The organism is Paraburkholderia bengalensis (genome assembly GCF_037126505.1).
Taxonomy (GTDB): Bacteria; Pseudomonadota; Gammaproteobacteria; order Burkholderiales; family Burkholderiaceae; genus Paraburkholderia; species Paraburkholderia bengalensis.
In genome coordinates this window covers 1-18,354 of sequence record NZ_JACFYJ010000071.1, presented here as the reverse complement: position 1 = coordinate 18,354, position 18,354 = coordinate 1, and the positions used below count along the sequence as shown (strand labels likewise).

Genomic DNA, 18,354 nt, shown 5'->3' with positions numbered 1-18,354 from the left:
TTCTGTGCGATCAGTCGGCAAGCAGGCGGCGCACGCGCGGCGCCACTTCTTGCGCGAAGATTCGCATATCGGCCTCGAATGGCTGAAACTGCAGCATAAACAGTTCGATGCCCGCACGATGGAACTCAGCGATACGCTGGGCCACCGTGTCGTAATCACCGACCAACCCCGCCGCCGTTCCGCCGTTCGATCCCACGCGCGCCGATTGCGCGAAAGTCTGGATCATCACCACGTTGGGATCGATATTCGCCTTCTGGCGATCGCGCAAGGGCTTGTCGAGTTCGGCGAGTGCAAAGAGATGCGCAAGGTGTGCGTCGGCTTCGGCCTGCGTCGGTCGCGCAATCACGAACGCCGACAAGCCGAAGCGCAATGGAGCCTGCCCCGCTCGTCGGGTTCGCGCTGATACATCGCCGATCAGACGCGCGACATCGTCATACGGCTGGCCATTGATGAACCACACATCGCCGTGCGCCGCCACCAACGAGCGCGCCGGCTCCGACTCACCGCCCACGTAGATACGCGGACGTGCGCGGAACGGATCGGCGGGCCGCAGCGCGTAGTCGTCGATACGGAAATGATCGCCGTGATGATTCAGCGTTTCGCCGCGCAACAGCGCATCCACCACTGCGATCCATTCGCGGCCGTATGCATAGCGTTCATCGTGCTCAGGGAACCCGATGCCAGCATGCTCGAGTTCCGGACGGTTCCACGCGTTCACCAGATTGATCGCGAACCGTCCGCCGCTGATGTGCTCGATCTGCTGCGCCATCTTTGCCAGCACGACGGGATGATAGAGATACGGCTTGATCGCAGCGATGATCTCGATGCGCGAAGTCAATGCCGCCAGTGCCGCTGACGCCGTCCACGCTTCGAGTTGATCCAACGAAGCGTCGTGCGGGTTGATTGTATGCTGCGCGACGAGCACCGAATCGTAGCCGAGTTGCTCAGCCTCGAGCACGAGTGCCTTGTTGCGGGCCCAGGATGCATCGTAGGGTTCGTCGGGGTCCTGCAACGCTGCACGGCTGGCGTGCACGAGCGCCCAAATACCGAAGCGCGGGAGTGAGGTTGTTGCCATCGGTGCCTGATCGATACACGTCCATTGAGGACGTGTATGCTACCGCTGCATCCGTTCGCGCGATCTATTTTGTGCTGCTATCGATTTATCGAAATGGCATGTTGCACACATGCCGTCGATGCGGCTCAGCGTGTGTTCTAACCTGCAGGCACTTCGAACGCGCCGCCGGTTAGCACCTGATCGCGCAGCGTCACCGGCTAGGGCAGCGGTTCTGATGCAAATATGAGGCCGGCGCGTCAGGCTCAAGGGTCGGTCTGCTACCCGCAGAAACGAAAGTCCGGTCCTCGTAGTATCCGAACAGTCTGGTTGAGCAGGACCATCGAAACGTCAAGTCGGGAACGAAGGTGAACTTGGCTTCAAGCGATTCAGGAATGCCACGACCACCATTCCGGGCATTGAGTTGATGCCTCGGCATCCACAAGGGCCAGTTTGACCTCCGCGATCCCGGCTTCAGGGACACCGTTTCGGCCGCCGCCTGGAACGCTGTTCTCTTAAACTGACAAGGCATCCATATTTACTAAATTCTTGTCGGCTGGACCAACTATTTGCACCAGAGCCGCCAGAACGGACCCACACCGCGCTCAAGACTTTCTGCAGCGCATTGCCAAGTCCAGCGCTGATGCACGGCGCGAAACAGCGGCCACTAAACTGCCGGGGTGGTCCAGTCATCGGGTTCCCAAAGAGCCGAATTGCGGGTTGAGTCCAGTGTTTTTCGACGCTTCGCTTCCCCCGGTTGCGGCCTAAGCTCTGGCTCAATGTTCTGCACCGAAACAACGAGAAAACAGCGATGTCCACACGACTTCACCGGGCGTCTCGCGCGCTCGGCTCTGCCCTTGCCGTCGTGACACTGGTCATATCTGGCCCGGTGCTAGCCGGACATCCCACCCCGGTCGCCTCGCTATCCGCCGACGATCAGATTTTCATCAAGCTGCGTGACGCTGCGCGCGACAACGATCCCGCGCGCGCCGCGCGCCTCGCGAGCCTGATTCCGAATTATCCGGCGCCGGCTTATCTCAGCTATTTCCAACTCAAGCCGCGTCTGTTCACTGGTGCGGGGCATCCAAATCCCGACGCACCGGACGCGCCGGTGCTGTCATTCCTGCAACGCTACGACGGACAGGCGATCGCCGACCGTCTGCGCAACGACTACCTTCGCGTGCTCGGAGCACGGCACGACTGGCCCAATTTCGATTCGCAATATGCAAAGTTCGCTCTCGACGACGACGCGCAGGTGAAGTGCTATGCGCTCGAGTCACGTCTTGCGCGAGGTGAAAATGTGGCGGACGCGGCGCGCGCCCTGCTCGTGGACCCGAAGTGGTACGGTGACGGATGCGTCGATCTGATCACTGCGCTCTACCGTAACCAGCAGTTCGGTTCGGACGACGTGTGGCAGCTGATTCGCCAGGGCTATGAACAGGGCGCGACGACGACGGGCGGAAGACTGGTCGATGCGCTGGGCGCGGCGCGACCAGACCCGCGGCTCCTCGAGCAGGCAACGAAAGGGCCACGTCTGCTGCTTGCCAAAGGCATCCCGCTGGATTCGGCGTCTCATCAACTCGCGTTGCTCGCCGTCACACAGTTGGCGGTCGGCGATCCGCAGGGCGCCGAGGCCACCTTCACCGTCATCGCGCCGTCGCTCAGCCTGGCGGAACGGGCTATCGGTTGGGGCACAATTGCCTATCAGGCGGCGATCAGGCAGCTACCGGGCGCGGTGAACTGGTATCGGCTGTCGGCGAACGCGCCCCTGTCGACTCAAGCCTACGAGTGGCGCACGCGCAGCGCCCTGCTGGCCGGGGATTGGACTATGGTGCGCTGGTCGATCGAGCAGATGCCGGCCGCCCTGCGCGCCCAACCCGCATGGCTCTACTGGTACGCACGCGCGTTAAAGGAGAGCGGCGAGGTGATGGCAGCCGACCAGGCATTCCGGACGATCGCGGCTAACTACACCTTCTATGGTCAGTTGGCCTCCGAGGCGCTTGGCCGGCAGATCGTGATCCCGCCGCAGACCCGCGTAACCGACGAAGAAGTTGAACGTGCCAGCCGGATACCAGGCTTTGAACTGGCAAAACGCTTTTACGCGCTAAATCTGCGCACGGAGGGTAACCGTGAGTGGAACTGGCAACTGCGCGGCATGACTGACCGACAGCTGATCGCTGTTGCCGAGTACGCGCGCCGCATCGAGCTTTATGATCGGGCGGTCAGCACTGCCGACAGGACACAGGCGGAACACGATTTTTCGCTGCGTTACCTGACGCCATTCCGCGCAATTGTGGAACGCGACACGCGGTCCACCGGCTTCGACGTCGGATGGGCATATGGCCTCATTCGCCAGGAGTCGCGCTTTATTATCAATGCGCGCTCCGAGGTGGGCGCGGGCGGCCTGATGCAGGTGATGCCGAACACCGCTGAGATGGTCGCGAAGAAGATCGGGCTCGGAACGATCTCGCAGGCGAGGATGAACGAACTCGACACGAACATTCTGCTCGGCACGTACTATCTGTCGATGATCTACAACCAGCTTGACCGTTCTGCCGTGCTCGCGACGGCCGGCTACAATGCCGGCCCTGGACGCCCGCGTAGGTGGCAGGCCAACCTGCCTCGCCCAGTGGAGGGCGCAATTTTCGCGGAAACCATTCCGTTCAACGAAACCCGCGACTACGTCAAGAATGTGTTGTCAAACACGGTCTACTACGCGGCGCTGTTCGATGGCCACCCGCAATCGCTGACGGAGCGGCTTGGCCAGATCGAGCCCCGATGACATCCTGCGCAACGCTGATGTGGGGATCGCACGCGCTTCGTAAATGTGATCCACCCGCGACACGTCGCACTAACGCTCGCAGCCTTGTTTGACGCATACACGCACCGGTCCTCGAGTCTCGACTTACGCTCATAAAGTTTTAGCCACAAACGGCCGATAAATCAGTGAACGTTTTAGACTTACTGCCTGTCCGACGGCTATCAATCACCTCGCTGGCGATTAAACGCGCTTTTTGTAAGGTGACGTAAGGCGAAGCCTGTCTGATCGGTTCAAGGAAGAGAAACCCAGTCATGAATGACATCGCCGCATGCGTCGCCATGATCGGACTTGATGAGAACAAGCAACTCATCGTCACCGCTTGCAATAACCAGTTTTTCCAGTTGACGGGCGCACCGGTCAACGACGCACAGACTTTTCCAGTTCCATTCGACGCAATGGTGACGGATTCGGTAGCGAATGAGTTCCGCGAGAAATTGCTCGCGTGCTTTAGGTCCGACTGGGTGCAGCAATCAGAGCAAACTCACGACATCCAGACAGGCGGCAACTGGTGGCGTCTGTCGCTTAAACCGATCAGGCATGAGAGCAACGGCGCCAGTGTGCACAAGATTCTCATGACTTGTCTCGACATGAGCGCAAGGACCGACCAAAGACAGGAGCCAGAAGTCGAGGCCTCGCGATATCGTGCCCTGGTCGACCTGGCCTACGACGCGATCGTGACGATGGACGAGAAGCACAACATCACTTTGTTCAACCGTGCGGCGGAGAACCTCTTCGGTTATTCGTCAGCCGAAGTAATGGGTCAGCCAATCGTAACCCTGTTGCCCGAGAAGTTCCGCGCTGACCACCCACGCAAGGTGAAGCAGTTCGCGGACTCCTACCAGCCGAACCTGCGGCGGGCGACTGCCCCACGTATGGACGAAACCAATAGCGTGTACGGTCAGCATCGTGACGGCTCGATCATACCCGTCGAAATCGCGGTCTCCAGAATCGACCTGAACGGTGGGGTCGAATTCATGGCGGTGGTACGCGACATCACCGATCGTGCCAGGCTAATGGAACTGCTGAAAAAGCAGGCCACGACTGACGCGCTGACAGGCTTGCCAAATCGTCGGGAGTTTCTGGAATACATAGAAACGTTACTTGGCGACACAGACGTGTTTTCGGTCTTCATTCTCGACATCGATTTTTTCAAGGAAATCAACGACGAGCATGGGCACGATGCCGGCGATGAGGTGCTACGCACGCTCGCGAAGGTTGGAGCGTCAATGATGAGCCGGCCATGTCTGTTCGCTCGTTGGGGCGGCGAAGAGTTTGTCGCGGCGCTGCGAGGCGCTGATGCCAGTCGCGCTTATGACATCGCGGACGCGTTGCGCAAACGTTACGAACGACAGGATTTCGCGCACATATCGCGCCTCAAACCGATTCCGTTCACGGTGAGTATCGGCGTCGTTACCCGCGAAGCACATGAGGCCGACGTGGACACGTTAATGAAGCGAGCGGACCGCGCGCTTTATCGAGCCAAGAAATCTGGCCGTAATCGTGTCGAAGCGGGATAGGTCATGTTTCAGCAAAACGCCGGACGCGCGCGCCGCATGCTGTCCCGAAACGGGCGGGATGACCGCCCGTTCGGTAATGGGATCAGGTCGCGGGGAAAAGCGGCCGCAAGGGCTCGGATCGGTGGGTTCGACCTTTAAAGCGCTATGGCCTACAAGTTGTGAGACGAACCACGTGCCGGCTGGTCGTGGTGGCGACGATGTGACGGTCTTCGAGCGCATTTCAGTGCGAAGACCGGCGACTTCGCAGTCGAAGAACCTCAGCTACATCGTGACGCCCTCGATTATGACGACGTCGTCGTCGCAGAGCCTGCTCACCTGGCCGCCGACGGATTTCAGCGTGACGCTCGAATGCACAATCACGGACCCCAGCGGCAAGCTTGTGACGAAGAAGTCCGTGACGGGTTCGGGCCACGCCGAATTCAGCGAGTTCAAGCATAACTTCGGCCTTGCCGCGCAGCGTGCGACGCTTGATGCCGTGCAGAAAATGCAGTCAGCCATGCAGGAGTCAGCAGAGCTTCGCCCGTAACCGCATTCCGCCAGCAATGAGGACGCCTCGTTCAACGGGCGCCCTCATTTCATCATCGCCGCAGCGCCCCCGGGGTCGGTTCCATTCCCCAAGCAAAAGCGAGCGCGACGATCTAATTCGGCGCCGACACTCACCTACAGCTTGACCGAACCGGGGAGCGGTCGGGCGACTCCAGACGACCTGAGCGCTGCCTCGTGGCGTCCCATGCCAAACATGCTGACTGCGGCGACGATAGTGGGAATCGCAACCAGGATGAACATGATGGGCTGGCCCAGATGCATCGCTAGCAGGGCTCCACCGACCGCCGAGCCCACGATCGAACCCACCCGGCCAATGCCAAGAGCCCAACTCACGCCGGAAACCCGGTTGGAGGTTGGATAGTAGGCCGCCGCCAGTGCATTGACGCCTGTCTGCGAGCCGCCCGTGCCAAAACCCGCCCCAAAGACTGCGAACACGAGCATCGGCAACGACGAAGCGACGCCGATGAGCAGGATAAACGTTGTGGCAATACCGTAGGTACCTGCGAGCACCAGACAGGGACTGTGCCTGTCCATCAGGCGGCCGATCAGCACGGCGCCAACTGTGCTACCCAGGGGCAGCGCCGCAGCGACCAATGCAGTCATACCCAGAGGGATGCCTGTTTCGTTAATGACCGTCGGCAGCCAGCTTGTGAGCAGGTAATACACCAGCAGGCTCATGAAGAAGGTAAGCCAAAGGCAGACGGTGCCGACGATCACGCCTTTGCTGAGAAGGTTGCGGACCGGGGAGCCCTTAACCTTGTTCTCGGGGACTGTGAACGTCGCATGGTCGAGGGCCTCATGCGGCGCGATGCGTCGGAGCGTGCGTGCCACTTGCTCCTGCTTCCGGCCGGACAACGCCAGGTACCGGACAGACTCGGGCAGAAGACATACCAGAACAGGCACTAGTACCAACGGCATTACGCCACCGAATAACAGCACGCCCTGCCAGCCATGCGCGGGAATGATCTGCGAGGCGACCACGCCTCCTGATGCCCCGCCTAACGTGAAGCCGCAGAACATGCTCGTCACCAATAGCGAGCGCTGTTTCCCGGGACCGAATTCGGATGTCAATGTAATGGCCGTAGGCATGGCTCCGCCAAGCCCCAGGCCAGTCAGGAATCGCAATAGTATGAGTCCGCGCAGAGAAGTCGCGTACGCAGACCACAGCACAGGACGCCGAAAAGCGCCACTGAAAGACAGAGGATGGGCTTGCGCCCAAACCGGTCGGCAAGCGGACCGAACAGGAGCGCGCCTATCATCAGGCCAAACAGGCCGCCGCCGAACACGGGCGCCAACTGAAGCGCGCTCAATGCCCATTGCTTCCTGATGGCAGGCGCAATATATCCGGCGCTTGCCGTATCGAAACCGTCGAACGCGACTGCCAGAAAGCACAGCGCGACGATCACAAGCTGATATCTCGTCAGGCTGTGCGAGTTGATGAAGTCCTCGACATCGACCGTTTTGATCGTCGCCATAGCGTTCTCTCTGTAGTCGCGAAGTCCGGGCCGTCTCCTTGAGCAGGGTGCTGGCAGCAAGCGTGCGCCGCGCGTTCTCAGGACTCGGTCTCCAGTGGCCTCGATGTTGTTCTTGCGTGATCAGCGATGAACCTGATCGCGCATCAGGTTTGAAACTCTGGAATGTCGGGTTTGGCGCCCCACATGCAAAAGCCGGTCGAATCGAACGGGAACTGGCGGGGACAGTAACTCGCCTCCTCGTTTGGCCTGATCAGCCGAACGCCTGTCGAATATTCGTAAGTCATTGCGTCAGGCCCCTCGAAGTAGAGAAAGATGGCGCCTGACGTTGGATGCCGCCCGGGCCCGAACCGGATAGGTACCCCCTTTTCACGCAGGACGTACCAGGCGCGCATGACGTCGTCGATGCTTTCGACCTGGTGATTGATATGTTGAATGCCGGCGAACGAGGACGGAAAAAGGGCGATCCTGTGATGTACCTCGTCGATTCTCAGCAGCGGCGCAGGTCCGATGCGGTCGCTCACGCGCGCATTGCACAGTTTCGTCCAGAAGATCTCGTCGCGCCGCGGATCGCTGGTGCGCAGACCCACGTGGCTGAAGCCGGTGATTCCGGCGTCGCGCGACGCAAAATAGCGGCGGCCGCTTTGCAAGGCGCCGAATACCAGTTCGATCCCGTTGCCCGACGGGTCCTTGAAACTGATGAACGCGTGTACGCGACGTTGATCGCACTCGTCGCGACTGCCGGCACGCACCTGGAAACCGTTCTGCTCTAACACCGTGCCCGCATGCTCGAGCGCCTCGTTCGTGACGACGTCGAATGCGATCGTATGGTCGCCCGGATCGCCCTCGAAGTAGACCAGCGTGTGATCGCGCTCATCGGAGCGCAGGTAGACCCACCCACCCTCGCGGCGCACCAACTGTAATCCAAGGATATCGGCCGCATACTTCGCCGCGGCGTCGATGTCGCGGGTACCGAGCCGAACATACCGGAGTTCGTGCAAATTGATCATGACAGGGACCCTGCGGTTCGCCTGTCTTCAGGATAGGAGCATTACCGCTGTGTGCATAATTTTCCTGCCAGGTCGCCTCGGGCGGCCTCCGGACGGAAGTAAACGAGCGCTGCCGATCAGCGACGGCCGCCAAGGATGCAACCGCCTGGCGAGTCCCTATCGGTTATTGAAGGATTTGGCCGCAACAAATGTGACTGGAACCGCCTTCCAACCGCAGGCGTATGTTGCCTAAGAAGCTTTAACAGTATGACTTTAGAAGTTATCGCCAGCAGATCGTCGAGCACGATCTCTCGGCCGGCATCGCCGTTGGCGTCGGGTCCTCGCGCGCTGCCGACTTCGCCACGCAGCGCACGCTCAAACAGCGCCGAGAAAACGCCCCGTGCCGCGCGCGTCAGTGCGCGTGGCGCAGTGGGCGATGAGCGTTTGCGCGCGCTTCGGCTTCGGCAATTCCGTCTCGAGCACGAGGCCGCGCAGCAGCATCGGCACAGTACGCAGGATGCCGAAGTAACGTGCGAGCGTCCACGCGACGTGCGGATCGTCGGCGAGAATGCGGCGCCCATCGTGTGCCGCGAGCACCGCGACGATCTCGCCGCGTGCATCGACGGCCACTTCATGGCGGCGCCATGAAAAGCGACCGCCCGAAAGCGCGAACGCAAAAGCTAGAAACGCAATGCATTGCGCGGCTGGCACGCCGAGAAAGAACACGAACTCGTGCGCGCCCGAGGCGAACACGAGCGGCGCGCAGGCCGCCGCGTCGCTTGCGCGCGCGGCACGGAACGTGAGCGCAGGCCAAGGCGCTTGCGCATCAGGCGCAGCGAAGGCGAAAGGCGTGGCGGTTACCGTCGACATGCGCCTTCACAATGCGAGCGAGCGCCGCAACCGTGTGCGTGATCTGCTGGGGTTCATGCGTCGAGCAAATGAAAAAGCGCAGCCGCGCGGCCCGTTCCTCCACTGCCGGAAAATGGGCTGCACGTTGATGCCTTCTTCGAAAAGCGCATTGGCCCATTGCGCGGCCTTCAGCGAACTGCGCGTGATGACCGGCACCACGGCGTAGCCTGCGCTCGTGCCGGTGTCGAGGCCCGCAGCGCGCGCTTCCTGCAGGAACTGATGGCCGCGCGCCTTCAGCGCCGCGACGCGCTCGGGCTGCGCCTTCAGCGTTTTGAGCGCAGCAAGCGACGCGGCTGCGAGCGCGGGCGCGAGGCCGACGCTATGGAGGAAACCGGGCGCGAGATGGCGCAGCATGTCGATGAGCGGTTGGCAACCCGCGATAAAACCGCCGCAGCCCGCCAGCGTCTTGCTCATCGTGCCCATCCAGAGATCGACTTCGCTCGACGGCACGCCGCAGTGCTCGCGAATGCCGTGGCCCGTTTCGCCAAGCACACCGAACGAATGGGCTTCGTCGACCATCAGAAACACACCATGGCGGCGGCGAATCTCGACAAAGCGCTCAAGTTCTGGATAGTCGCCATCCGTGCTGTAGAGGCCCTCGATGACCACCAGCACGTTGCGATACTCGCCGCGCACGCGCGCAAGCAGCGCATCGAGTTCGCGCCAGTCGTTGTGCGCGAAGGCCAGACGTTTTGCACCGCTTAGCTGGGCGCCTTGCACGATGCTGTTGTGGGCAAGCGCGTCGTGCACGATCAGGTCGCCATGGCCGAACAGCGCGCCGATCACCGTGACGTTGGTCGCGTGGCCGCTCACAAACGCCACGCAGTCTTCGGCTTCGTAGAACGCCGCGAGCGCGCGTTCGAGTTCGCGCTGCACGGGCCGCTCGCCCGCCACCATGCGGCTTGCCGAAACCGAGGTGCCGTAGCGATCGATCGCGTGCTGCGCGGCCGCCATCACAGCGGGTTCGGAGGCAAAGCCGAGGTAGTTGTAGTTCGCGTAGTTGATGTACTCGCGCGCGCCGATCGTCGTTGTGGCGCCAGCCATGCCTTCATGCACGCGAAAGAACGGCGACGCCACGTTCAGCGTCTCGCCCATCTGCTTGAGGAGCTTGACCTGCTGGTAGAGCGGCATCGCTTCGAAGCGCCCACGAGCGTCCCACGACGAAGGCTGCGCACCGGCACGCGCACCAGCAGGCGCGCAGGCGCCATCGAGCTGCGCCTGCGCCTCGCCCGAGACGCGCTCGAGCTGGCGCTTGAGCGCCGCTGCCGCGAGCTGCTTACGGATCTGATCGCCGATTCCCATCTGTTGCCTGTTCCCTGTACGGTCTGGCGCGCGACTTCAGTCCGCGCTTGTTGTGCTTTGAGCGCCGGCTTCGTTGACGGCGCATTCGGCCCATTCCCACGCGTCGCGCTCGGCGAGCAGCGCGGCGAGGAGCCGGTAGTTCATTTCATGGCTCGGCCGCAGCGCACTCACGCGCCCGAGCAACGGCGATCCCGCGAGCGCGAGGTCGCCGACGAGGTCGAGCACGCGGTGGCGCACGAATTCGTCGGGCAGGCGCATACCGCCAATCACGCGATTGCCGACGATCGACGCTGTACACGAAAGCCGCGCGCCGCGCAGAATCGGCGTGCGCTTCACGTAGCCGGCAACAATGGCGAGCAGCGCCCACTTCACGCGCCCATACGAGCGCGACGGCGCGATCTCGCGCGCGAACACGTCGGGCGTGAGCGCGCCTACCCAATGCATGTCGCCGAAACCCTTGAGGTCGTTGCGCACGCTGATCTCGTAGCGCGCACAGGTTCGATGCGCATTTCGCGGCGCTGAGCGCCTGCCCCGTCGCTCACCACGACAGGCTTTTTCACGCGGATAAAGCGCTGGGGCCGCACGAGCGCCATGCGCCCGCAAGCCTCAATCGCTTCGATCCAGGGCGCGGCGCTGCCGTCGAGAATCGGCACCTCTTCGGCGTCGAGTTCCACGACCGCGTGATCGATACCGCACGCGAGCAGCGAGGCGAGCAGATGCTCGACCGTGCGCACGCCAACGCCTTCGCCAGCACCCGCGCGCGCGATCAGCATCGTGCAAAGCGGCTGAGCCTCGCGCAAAGCGGGATGAGCGGGCAGCGTGGCTACTTCGCGGCCTGCTTCGAGCCGGCGGAACACGATGCCGTGGCCAACCGATGCGTCCCGCACTGGTAGGATGCGCACATTCACGCGCCGGCCCGTATGCAGGCCGTGGCCCGTGAGCGTCAGTTCGCGCGCGAGCGTGCCTTGCGTGTCGCGCCAGCCTTCGGGCGCCCTCATTCGACCAGTTCCTCGGCGCGCTTGCCCGCAATGGCGGGCGTCGCCTCTGTGGCGTTGACGTCAAGCGCATGCTTGCGCGCGAGATCGGCCGCGATCGCCGCCGTTTCGGCTTGCGCGGCGCTCTGCGCGTCGAGCGGCGAATCGTCAGATTCCGCGTCTGCCTCGATCGATTCGACGATGCGCACCGCGAGCGAACGCACGGTTGCCCCCTCGGGGATGGCCATGAACGAAAGCTTGACCTCGAAGGTCTCTTCGACCGCCATGCCGAGTTCCATGCCCATCAGCGAGTCCATGCCCATGTCGAGCACGGAACGCTCCAGCTCGATCTTTTCAGGCGCGAGATGCAGGATGCGCGCGATCTGCGCGCGCAGGGTCTCTTCCACTAGTGCGAGCGCTTCGGTGCGCGGCAGCGCCGCGACGCCGTAGCCTTGTCAGCAAGAACGTTGATGAACTCGCGCATCAACGGCGTCACGGCGAGCACGCACTTTCAGCCAATACAGGCGCTGGAGCCACTAACATCACTGAACCTAGCGGGACGTCGCCGCGGGTTCTTGCCCGATGGCGCACACCAGGGATAGCCATAGCGGGACGGGTCGGCGGCACGACTCAATAGCCAACGTCGCTGCCAACAGCCAGGACACCGGCCGCGGCATAGACAAGCTGCCCGTCAGAATGCGTATGAGCACCCGGCGCCATCGGGCGGAGGATATGCTCCTTGAGTCTCGTGACCGTAATCTCGCCGGCGCCGAATGGTCAGTCGAGCAACTAGGTGAGTCGCGAGGCCTTCAGTGGCTGGGAGCGGTCCATTTCGGAGTCACTCACGGCGAAACCTCGCGAGCTGGAGGCTTAGAGCCCGAAAAGATTGTGTTGAATCTGACGAAGGTGACCGGTAAGAACTTCGCTAGCCTGGTCGGCATCGCGGTCACGCAGCGCTTCGACAATGGCGCGGTGCTGCAATTCGTATTCTTTCCGGCGCTCAGGCGTCAGCGAGTGGCGTTTGAGCCGCCCCCATTCACCTTGCTCACGAACGCGGTTGGTCAGTTCGAGTATTTTAAGGAAAAAGGAGTTGTGCGTTGCCAGCGCAAACGTCCGGTGTAGTTCGCCATCCCAATGCTCGAATTCCTCCACCGTCTGCGCAGCTTCCGAGCGCTCGATGCATTCCATCATCCGTGCGAAGTCGGACGACGTGGCGTTGCGCGCTATCAGCTTCGGCATTAGCGGCTCGATGAGCAGTCGCGCTTCCATCAACTCAGCGGGGCTGGTCTGGGTGTCGGAAATCTCGTCGATGACAATTTCCGGCGGCGGCAATGCTTTCGCCGCACCGGGAAGCACGAAAGTCCCGCTGCCCACGCTCTGCGTTATCAGGCCTCGGTCCTTGAGGTCCTGCAATACACGCCTCACCGCACCACGCGACGCACCAAACTGCTCGCTCAATTGACGTTCGGCAGGAAGTTTGACGCCGTCACCCATGCGACCAGACGTAATCTCGTCGTAGAGATACGCCGCGAGCGCTCTTGCGCCGGTCGCCCTGACGGGGCTCTTCGCCTCGACTTCTCCCATCGCAATGCTCCCCTGTTGACTGGCTGAATCTTACCACAACATGTACCAATTGGTAGAGATATTGGTTAACCCCTACTTGCAGGAGGTCCAATATGGTTCTACAGTTACGCCATACGCAAACCAATTGGACTAACTAAGGAGCCAGTTAATGAAACTCGCAAACCTCCGTGTGGACGGCGATACGCTCATCGCCGTCGTGGATGCTGACAAATCGGTGTTCTGGCCAGTGTCGACGTTGGTCCCGGAATTCAAAGGCGACATGGTCCAATTGGTCCAGTCGTTCGCTCAATTCAAAGGCGACCTTCGCCCACGTGGCGAGGGTCGTCCGCTGAGCGACGCCACCGTACTCGCGCCAATTGACCAGCCGCGTCGCAACATCTTCTGCGTCGGCAAGAATTATCACGAGCACGCAGCCGAATTCCAGAACTCCGGCTTCGACAGTAGCGCCAAGGACGGTGAGCACGCACCGGAAGCGCCCGTCATTTTCACGAAGCCAGCCTCGACCATCATCGGCCCGGACGCCAAGATTCCCCGCCACGCTCCCGTGACAAGTCAGCTCGACTACGAAGCTGAGCTGGGCGTTGTAATTGGCAAGGCTGGCCGCGGCATCAAGAAGTCGGACGCGATGGACTACGTATTTGGCTACACCGTCATCAACGACTTCACCGCACGGGACCTGCAGAAGCTGCACCGTCAATGGTTCCTCGGCAAGTCGCTTGACGGCTTCTGCCCGATGGGTCCTTACCTGGTTACCGCCGACGAAGTCGACGGCCAGAATATCGACGTGAAGTGCTGGGTCAATGGCGAACTGCGCCAGAACTCGAACACCAAACAGCTGATTTTCGACATCCCGACGCTCATTGAGACGCTGTCCGCAGGCATCGAACTGCAACCGGGCGATGTCATCGCAACCGGCACGCCTGCGGGCGTTGGTATCGGGTTCAACCCGCCAAAGTTCCTGCAAAAGGGTGACGTGGTTCGCATCGAAATCGAGAACGTCGGTGTGCTGGAAAACGAGGTGGGCGAATGACAACTCTTCTGGTCAAGAATATGGCGGTGGAGGTCGACGGTGATGGACAGGCGGTTGTCTGTATTCACGGCCTCGGCGGTTCATCGAATAACTGGACGCCGGTTCTTTCTGCGTTCGAAGGTATGAAAGTTGTCCGTCCCGAGCTGCCCGGCAGCGCACGCTCGGCGCTCCCTTCGCAACCGTTATCTATCGACCTGTACGTCGATTCGTTGGCTGATGTTTTGAGCGAACTGGGTATTTCGAAAGCGCACGTGGTCGCGCACTCGATGGGCACCATCGTCGCACAGCATCTGGCCATCAAGCATCCCGAACTCGTGCAAAGCCTGGCGCTGTTCGGGCCGTTGCTTGCTCCGCCTGACCAGGGTCGCCCCGGCATTCAGGCTCGAGCAGCGCTATCGCGGGAGAAGGGAATCGCAGGCGTGCAGGAAATCGCCGACGCCATCGTGAAGGGTGCGACGAGTGCTGAAACGAAGGCAGAACGTCCAGTCACAGTCGCTCTCGTGCGGGAAAGCGTGATGCGTCAATCACCGGAAGGATACGCGCAAAGCTGCGAGGCATTGGCTGGCGCGCAAGCCGCTCCCGTCGAAAAGATTTCCGTGCCGACCTTGCTGGTCACCGGTGATGAAGATGGTGTGGGTCAACCGGCTGCCGTCAAGGCAATGGGTGAGCGCATCGCCGGAAGCAAGGTCACGGTCCTCTCGGGCTGCGGCCATTGGACGACCTTCGAAAAGCCCGGTGAGTGTGCCGCAGAGCTCAAGGCCTTTTACAAGTCAGTGCAGTAAGTCCCCCATCTACCGGAGGAGACATGAACAGAATCGCTTTTACCAACGTCAACATTTTCGACGGCACCGGCGCTGACCCCTATATCGGCGAAATTCTGGTCGAAAATAACCGGATTACCCGCGTCGCAAAAAATGGCGAGAGCGTGAATGCAAGTGGCGCGCACTCCATCGACGGGCGCGGACGGTTCATCATGCCTGGCATGACAGAGGCGCATACGCACTTCTCATGGAATGACCAGCCTTCCCTGTCGGCCATCCAGTTCATGCCGCCAGAAGAGCACATTCTGTGGTGCGTTCGAGTAGCGAAGCGGTATCTCGAAATGGGCTTCACGTCTGCGCTCGGCGCCGCTGCTGCGAAGCCGCGTCTGGACGTCGTGTTGCGCAATGCCATCAATGCCGGTGAGTTCCCTGGGCCACGCTATCTGGCCGGCAGCCAGGAAATTACGACCCTCGGTGGTCTGGGCGATAACACGTTGCCGCACCTGCCGTTCCGTGAACTCAACTTTGGCGAAGTCGTGAGCGGGCCGGAAGAAGTCCGGCGTGCAGCACGTATGTTCATCAAATACGGCGTCGACCAGCTGAAAATCAATCTTTCCGGTGAATATATCGCGGGAATCCCCGCGGAAGTTTCTCCGTTCTCCGAGGAAGAGATTGCCATGCTGGCTGCGGAAGCGAAACGCGCAGGCAAGCGTGTTGCGGCTCACGCCCGCTCAAGCGAATCAGTCAAACAGTGTGTCCGCCACGGCCTGGAACTGGTGTTTCACGCAAGCTTCGCGGACGAAGAAGCACTCGACATGCTCGAAGCAAACAAGGACAAGCACTTCGTCGCTCCGGGCATTGGGTGGCTTGTCAGCACGTTGTACCACGCCGAGAAGTGGGGTATCACGGAAGAAGTCGCGACCAAAATGGGCTACGCACGCGAGTTGGAAATCGCTTCCGAAACGCTCACCAAGATGCACAAGCGTGGCATCCGGATTTTGCCTGGTGGCGACTACGGCTTTGCGTGGATGCCGCACGGCACGAATTCCCGCGACCTCGAGCATTTCGTGAAATACATTGGCATGACGCCGAAGGAAGCACTGTTGTCGGCAACCCGGCTTGGCGGCGAACTGATGATGCAACCGGACAGCATCGGGAAGCTGGCCGAGGGGTACTACGCGGACATCGTGCTGGTCGATGGTAACCCGCTCGAAGACCTGAAAGTGCTGCAGGACCCCGCTAAGATTTCTCTCGTCATGAAAGACGGCGAACTCATTAAGAGCTGCTATGACATGAAGGCACCGGAGGGTGCCATCCATGTGACCGGCGGCAACGCACCGATGAGGGATGAAGGCGTCAAGAAAGCAATGCACGCCGAATCTCACTGAAGACAAGCCGGGGCGTCTTCTACACCGGCTGCTTTCCTGAAAAAGTAAAGCGAGCTCACTGCGTTTCGCGCGGTGAGACCGCGCTCGTTCAAACATCTGAGGCAGACAAAGAGATGTGTGATTGCATTGGTAAAGCCCTTGAATTGGGTATGTCGCGGCGCGGCTTTCTTGGTGCGGGCTGGAAACTGGCGGGAGCAGGCTTGCCGCTCCTTTTGGGCGTGCCCGCCAGCGCAGCCGAAGTTGACCAGCGCAATCAGTCGATGGCAGAAGCACGCAGCAAGGCGCAAAGCCACGACACGCGGCTCGTGCTTTTAGGTACCGCGGGAGGCCCGGTCTGGTGGCCGAACTGCGACAGGGAGGGCATCTCTTCTGCTCTGGTCGTCGGCGACGCGGTCTACGTAGTCGACTGTGGCGATGGTGTTGGCAAGCGCTACAAGCAGGCCGAACTCGGTCCTATCAATACCGTGTCCGGTATGACTGGCATGGAAAACCTGCGCGGCATTTTCCTGACGCATCTTCACTCGGACCATACCATCGATTATTTCAACCTGTTTCTGTACGGTTGGTACGACGGTCTGACGGGGGTAAAGCAGCCAGTCCAGATTTACGGCCCCGGTCGGCGCGGACAGATGGAGCCGATTTTCAATATCCCAGGGCAGAAAGTCTCCGCACCTCCGCCGGTCGTCAATCCCGAGAATCCGACTCCGGGCACGGTCGACATGACCAACTATCTGTATCAGGCATACGCACTGGATATAAACGACCGGCTGCGCGACGCACACCGTCCGGACCTGCGCACCCTGATGCAGGTACACGACATTGTCATCCCGCCAATTAGCGGCTTCAAAAGTCCGAACGAGACGCCCGTCCCGAAGATGGAGCCCTTTCTTGTTCACGAGGACGAACGCGTACGTGTCACCGCAACGCTGGTGAATCACTTTCCTATCTGGCCGGCTTTTGCTTTCCGCTTTGACACGGATGACGGCTCCGTTGTGTTTTCAGGTGACACGTCTCCGTGCGACAACCTGATAAGGCTCGCGCGGAATACAGACGTCCTCGTGCATGAAGTCATCGACACAACCTGGGTTGACGCACTCTTTCCGCCGCCAGTTGGCGAGAAGGAAGCCGCTTTCAAACAGCATCTGCTGAGCTCGCACACATCCATTGACGACGTGGGCAAGGTGGCTGAAGCAGCCGGCGCGAAAACGCTTGTGCTGTCGCACATCGCCCCGGGCCACGCACCGCGTGCAAATCTGATGCGGGCTCAACGCAATTTTTCGGGCCAGCTCATCATCGGCGAAGACCTGATGCAAATTGGCATTGGGCGGAAACGCGGTTAACCCACCTCGTTTTCCTGGGCAGGAAGGTTTATTCCCACATTCAGTGGCTACTTGCGTGTGGCTGACGTTCTGTAATATTACTAAAGAGGAACCTTCAGTTACTACGCGTTTTTCACGTGGATTCCGGGCCTGCTCGTGCAGCATGGCATGAGCATCACGCGCAGCTTCGGCTATTCCGTTGCGATGTATGTCGCGCAGGTGCCGGGCTATTTCAGCGCGTCGTGGTTCAACGAGCGCATCGGACGCCAGGCGACCATCGCCACGTACATGCTGCTGGGCTGCTTGTGCGCGCTCGGCATGGCGCTCGCGCGCACGAATGAAGAGAACATGCGCGGAGCCATAGACCGAGCCGGTGTCCGAAGCAATCCCAGGTATCCTGAAAGCACTCACCTATGGTCAGTCGTCGTCCGTCGTCTACAAGGCGACGTCCCCCCACTTTGGGGTTCATCCAGCGGAATTGCTATGGCAAAGACTGCAACGAAGACGGCAACCAAGACCGCAACGAAGCCTGCTCCGAAAGCTGCCAAACCGGCTACCAAGGCTGCCTCGGCCAAGGCTGCAAACGGGACGACGAAAAAGCTGGTCGCCGGCGCACCTGTGAAAGAGACGTTCACAAAGGCTTCGCTCGCCAATCACGTTGCACAAGCGGCTAGTGTTGAACCAAAAGCTG

The 18,354-nt window shown here is 60.8% G+C and carries 10 protein-coding genes and 6 pseudogenes; 8 read left to right on the top strand and 8 right to left on the bottom strand.

The annotated features are described in order from the left end of the window. Window positions 1-10: 10 nt before the first annotated feature. Window positions 11-1,075, bottom strand: a complete 1,065-nt coding sequence (locus tag H3V53_RS30895; protein WP_336601098.1) for an LLM class flavin-dependent oxidoreductase — start codon at window positions 1,073-1,075, stop codon at window positions 11-13. A 787-nt stretch (window positions 1,076-1,862) separates the two neighbouring features. Between H3V53_RS30895 and H3V53_RS30890 the strand changes: the two genes are divergently transcribed. The 3 genes from H3V53_RS30890 (at window position 1,863) to H3V53_RS30880 (ending at window position 5,915) form a co-directional block, all read left to right on the top strand. Next, window positions 1,863-3,833, top strand: coding sequence for a lytic transglycosylase domain-containing protein (locus H3V53_RS30890; RefSeq protein WP_336601097.1), 1,971 nt, complete (start codon window positions 1,863-1,865; stop codon window positions 3,831-3,833). A gap of 290 nt (window positions 3,834-4,123) precedes the next feature. Beyond that, the gene (locus H3V53_RS30885) at window positions 4,124-5,389 is read left to right on the top strand and encodes a sensor domain-containing diguanylate cyclase (RefSeq protein WP_336601096.1); all 1,266 of its coding nucleotides are present in this window, start codon (window positions 4,124-4,126) and stop codon (window positions 5,387-5,389) included. 58 nt (window positions 5,390-5,447) lie between these two features. Further along, window positions 5,448-5,915, top strand: a complete 468-nt coding sequence (locus H3V53_RS30880; protein WP_336601095.1) for an energy transducer TonB — start codon at window positions 5,448-5,450, stop codon at window positions 5,913-5,915. 134 nt (window positions 5,916-6,049) lie between these two features. On the opposite strand, the pseudogene H3V53_RS30875 reads toward H3V53_RS30880, so the two are convergent. From H3V53_RS30875 to H3V53_RS30840, 7 genes and pseudogenes are all read right to left on the bottom strand, one after another. Further along, a pseudogene (locus H3V53_RS30875) lies at window positions 6,050-7,410 on the bottom strand (MFS transporter). A gap of 143 nt (window positions 7,411-7,553) precedes the next feature. After that, window positions 7,554-8,417 (bottom strand): VOC family protein, encoded by an 864-nt coding sequence (locus tag H3V53_RS30865; RefSeq protein WP_336601092.1) that lies wholly within the window; start codon window positions 8,415-8,417, stop codon window positions 7,554-7,556. A 269-nt stretch (window positions 8,418-8,686) separates the two neighbouring features. Then, window positions 8,687-9,266 (bottom strand): annotated as a pseudogene (locus H3V53_RS30860) (N-acetyltransferase); the annotation flags it as partial. Continuing rightward, window positions 9,223-10,607, bottom strand: a pseudogene (locus tag H3V53_RS30855) (aminotransferase class I/II-fold pyridoxal phosphate-dependent enzyme). The pseudogenes H3V53_RS30860 and H3V53_RS30855, both read right to left, overlap by 44 nt. Window positions 10,608-10,643: 36 nt before the next feature. Next, window positions 10,644-11,605 (bottom strand): annotated as a pseudogene (locus H3V53_RS30850) (UDP-3-O-acyl N-acetylglycosamine deacetylase). Then, window positions 11,602-12,024 (bottom strand): annotated as a pseudogene (locus H3V53_RS30845) (acyl carrier protein); the annotation flags it as partial. The pseudogenes H3V53_RS30845 and H3V53_RS30850, both read right to left, overlap by 4 nt. Window positions 12,025-12,451: 427 nt before the next feature. Beyond that, complete coding sequence (locus tag H3V53_RS30840) at window positions 12,452-13,165, bottom strand: FadR/GntR family transcriptional regulator (protein ID WP_336601090.1); 714 nt, start codon at window positions 13,163-13,165, stop codon at window positions 12,452-12,454. Window positions 13,166-13,313: 148 nt separating this feature from the next. Here H3V53_RS30840 and H3V53_RS30835 point away from each other — a divergent pair, with 148 nt between their 5' ends. The 5 genes and pseudogenes from H3V53_RS30835 to H3V53_RS30815 all read left to right on the top strand — a co-directional run. Continuing rightward, window positions 13,314-14,195, top strand: a complete 882-nt coding sequence (locus H3V53_RS30835; RefSeq protein WP_336601089.1) for a fumarylacetoacetate hydrolase family protein — start codon at window positions 13,314-13,316, stop codon at window positions 14,193-14,195. Then, window positions 14,192-14,977, top strand: a complete 786-nt coding sequence (locus H3V53_RS30830) for an alpha/beta fold hydrolase (RefSeq protein WP_336601088.1) — start codon at window positions 14,192-14,194, stop codon at window positions 14,975-14,977. Before H3V53_RS30835 ends, H3V53_RS30830 begins: the two co-directional genes overlap by 4 nt. A gap of 23 nt (window positions 14,978-15,000) precedes the next feature. Beyond that, window positions 15,001-16,344, top strand: coding sequence for a metal-dependent hydrolase family protein (locus H3V53_RS30825; RefSeq protein WP_336601087.1), 1,344 nt, complete (start codon window positions 15,001-15,003; stop codon window positions 16,342-16,344). A 113-nt stretch (window positions 16,345-16,457) separates the two neighbouring features. After that, a complete protein-coding gene (locus H3V53_RS30820) occupies window positions 16,458-17,684 on the top strand; it encodes an MBL fold metallo-hydrolase (RefSeq protein ID WP_336601086.1) in 1,227 nt (408 codons plus the stop codon). Window positions 17,685-17,774: 90 nt separating this feature from the next. Next, window positions 17,775-18,026 (top strand): annotated as a pseudogene (locus H3V53_RS30815) (MFS transporter); the annotation flags it as partial. Window positions 18,027-18,354: the final 328 nt, after the last annotated feature.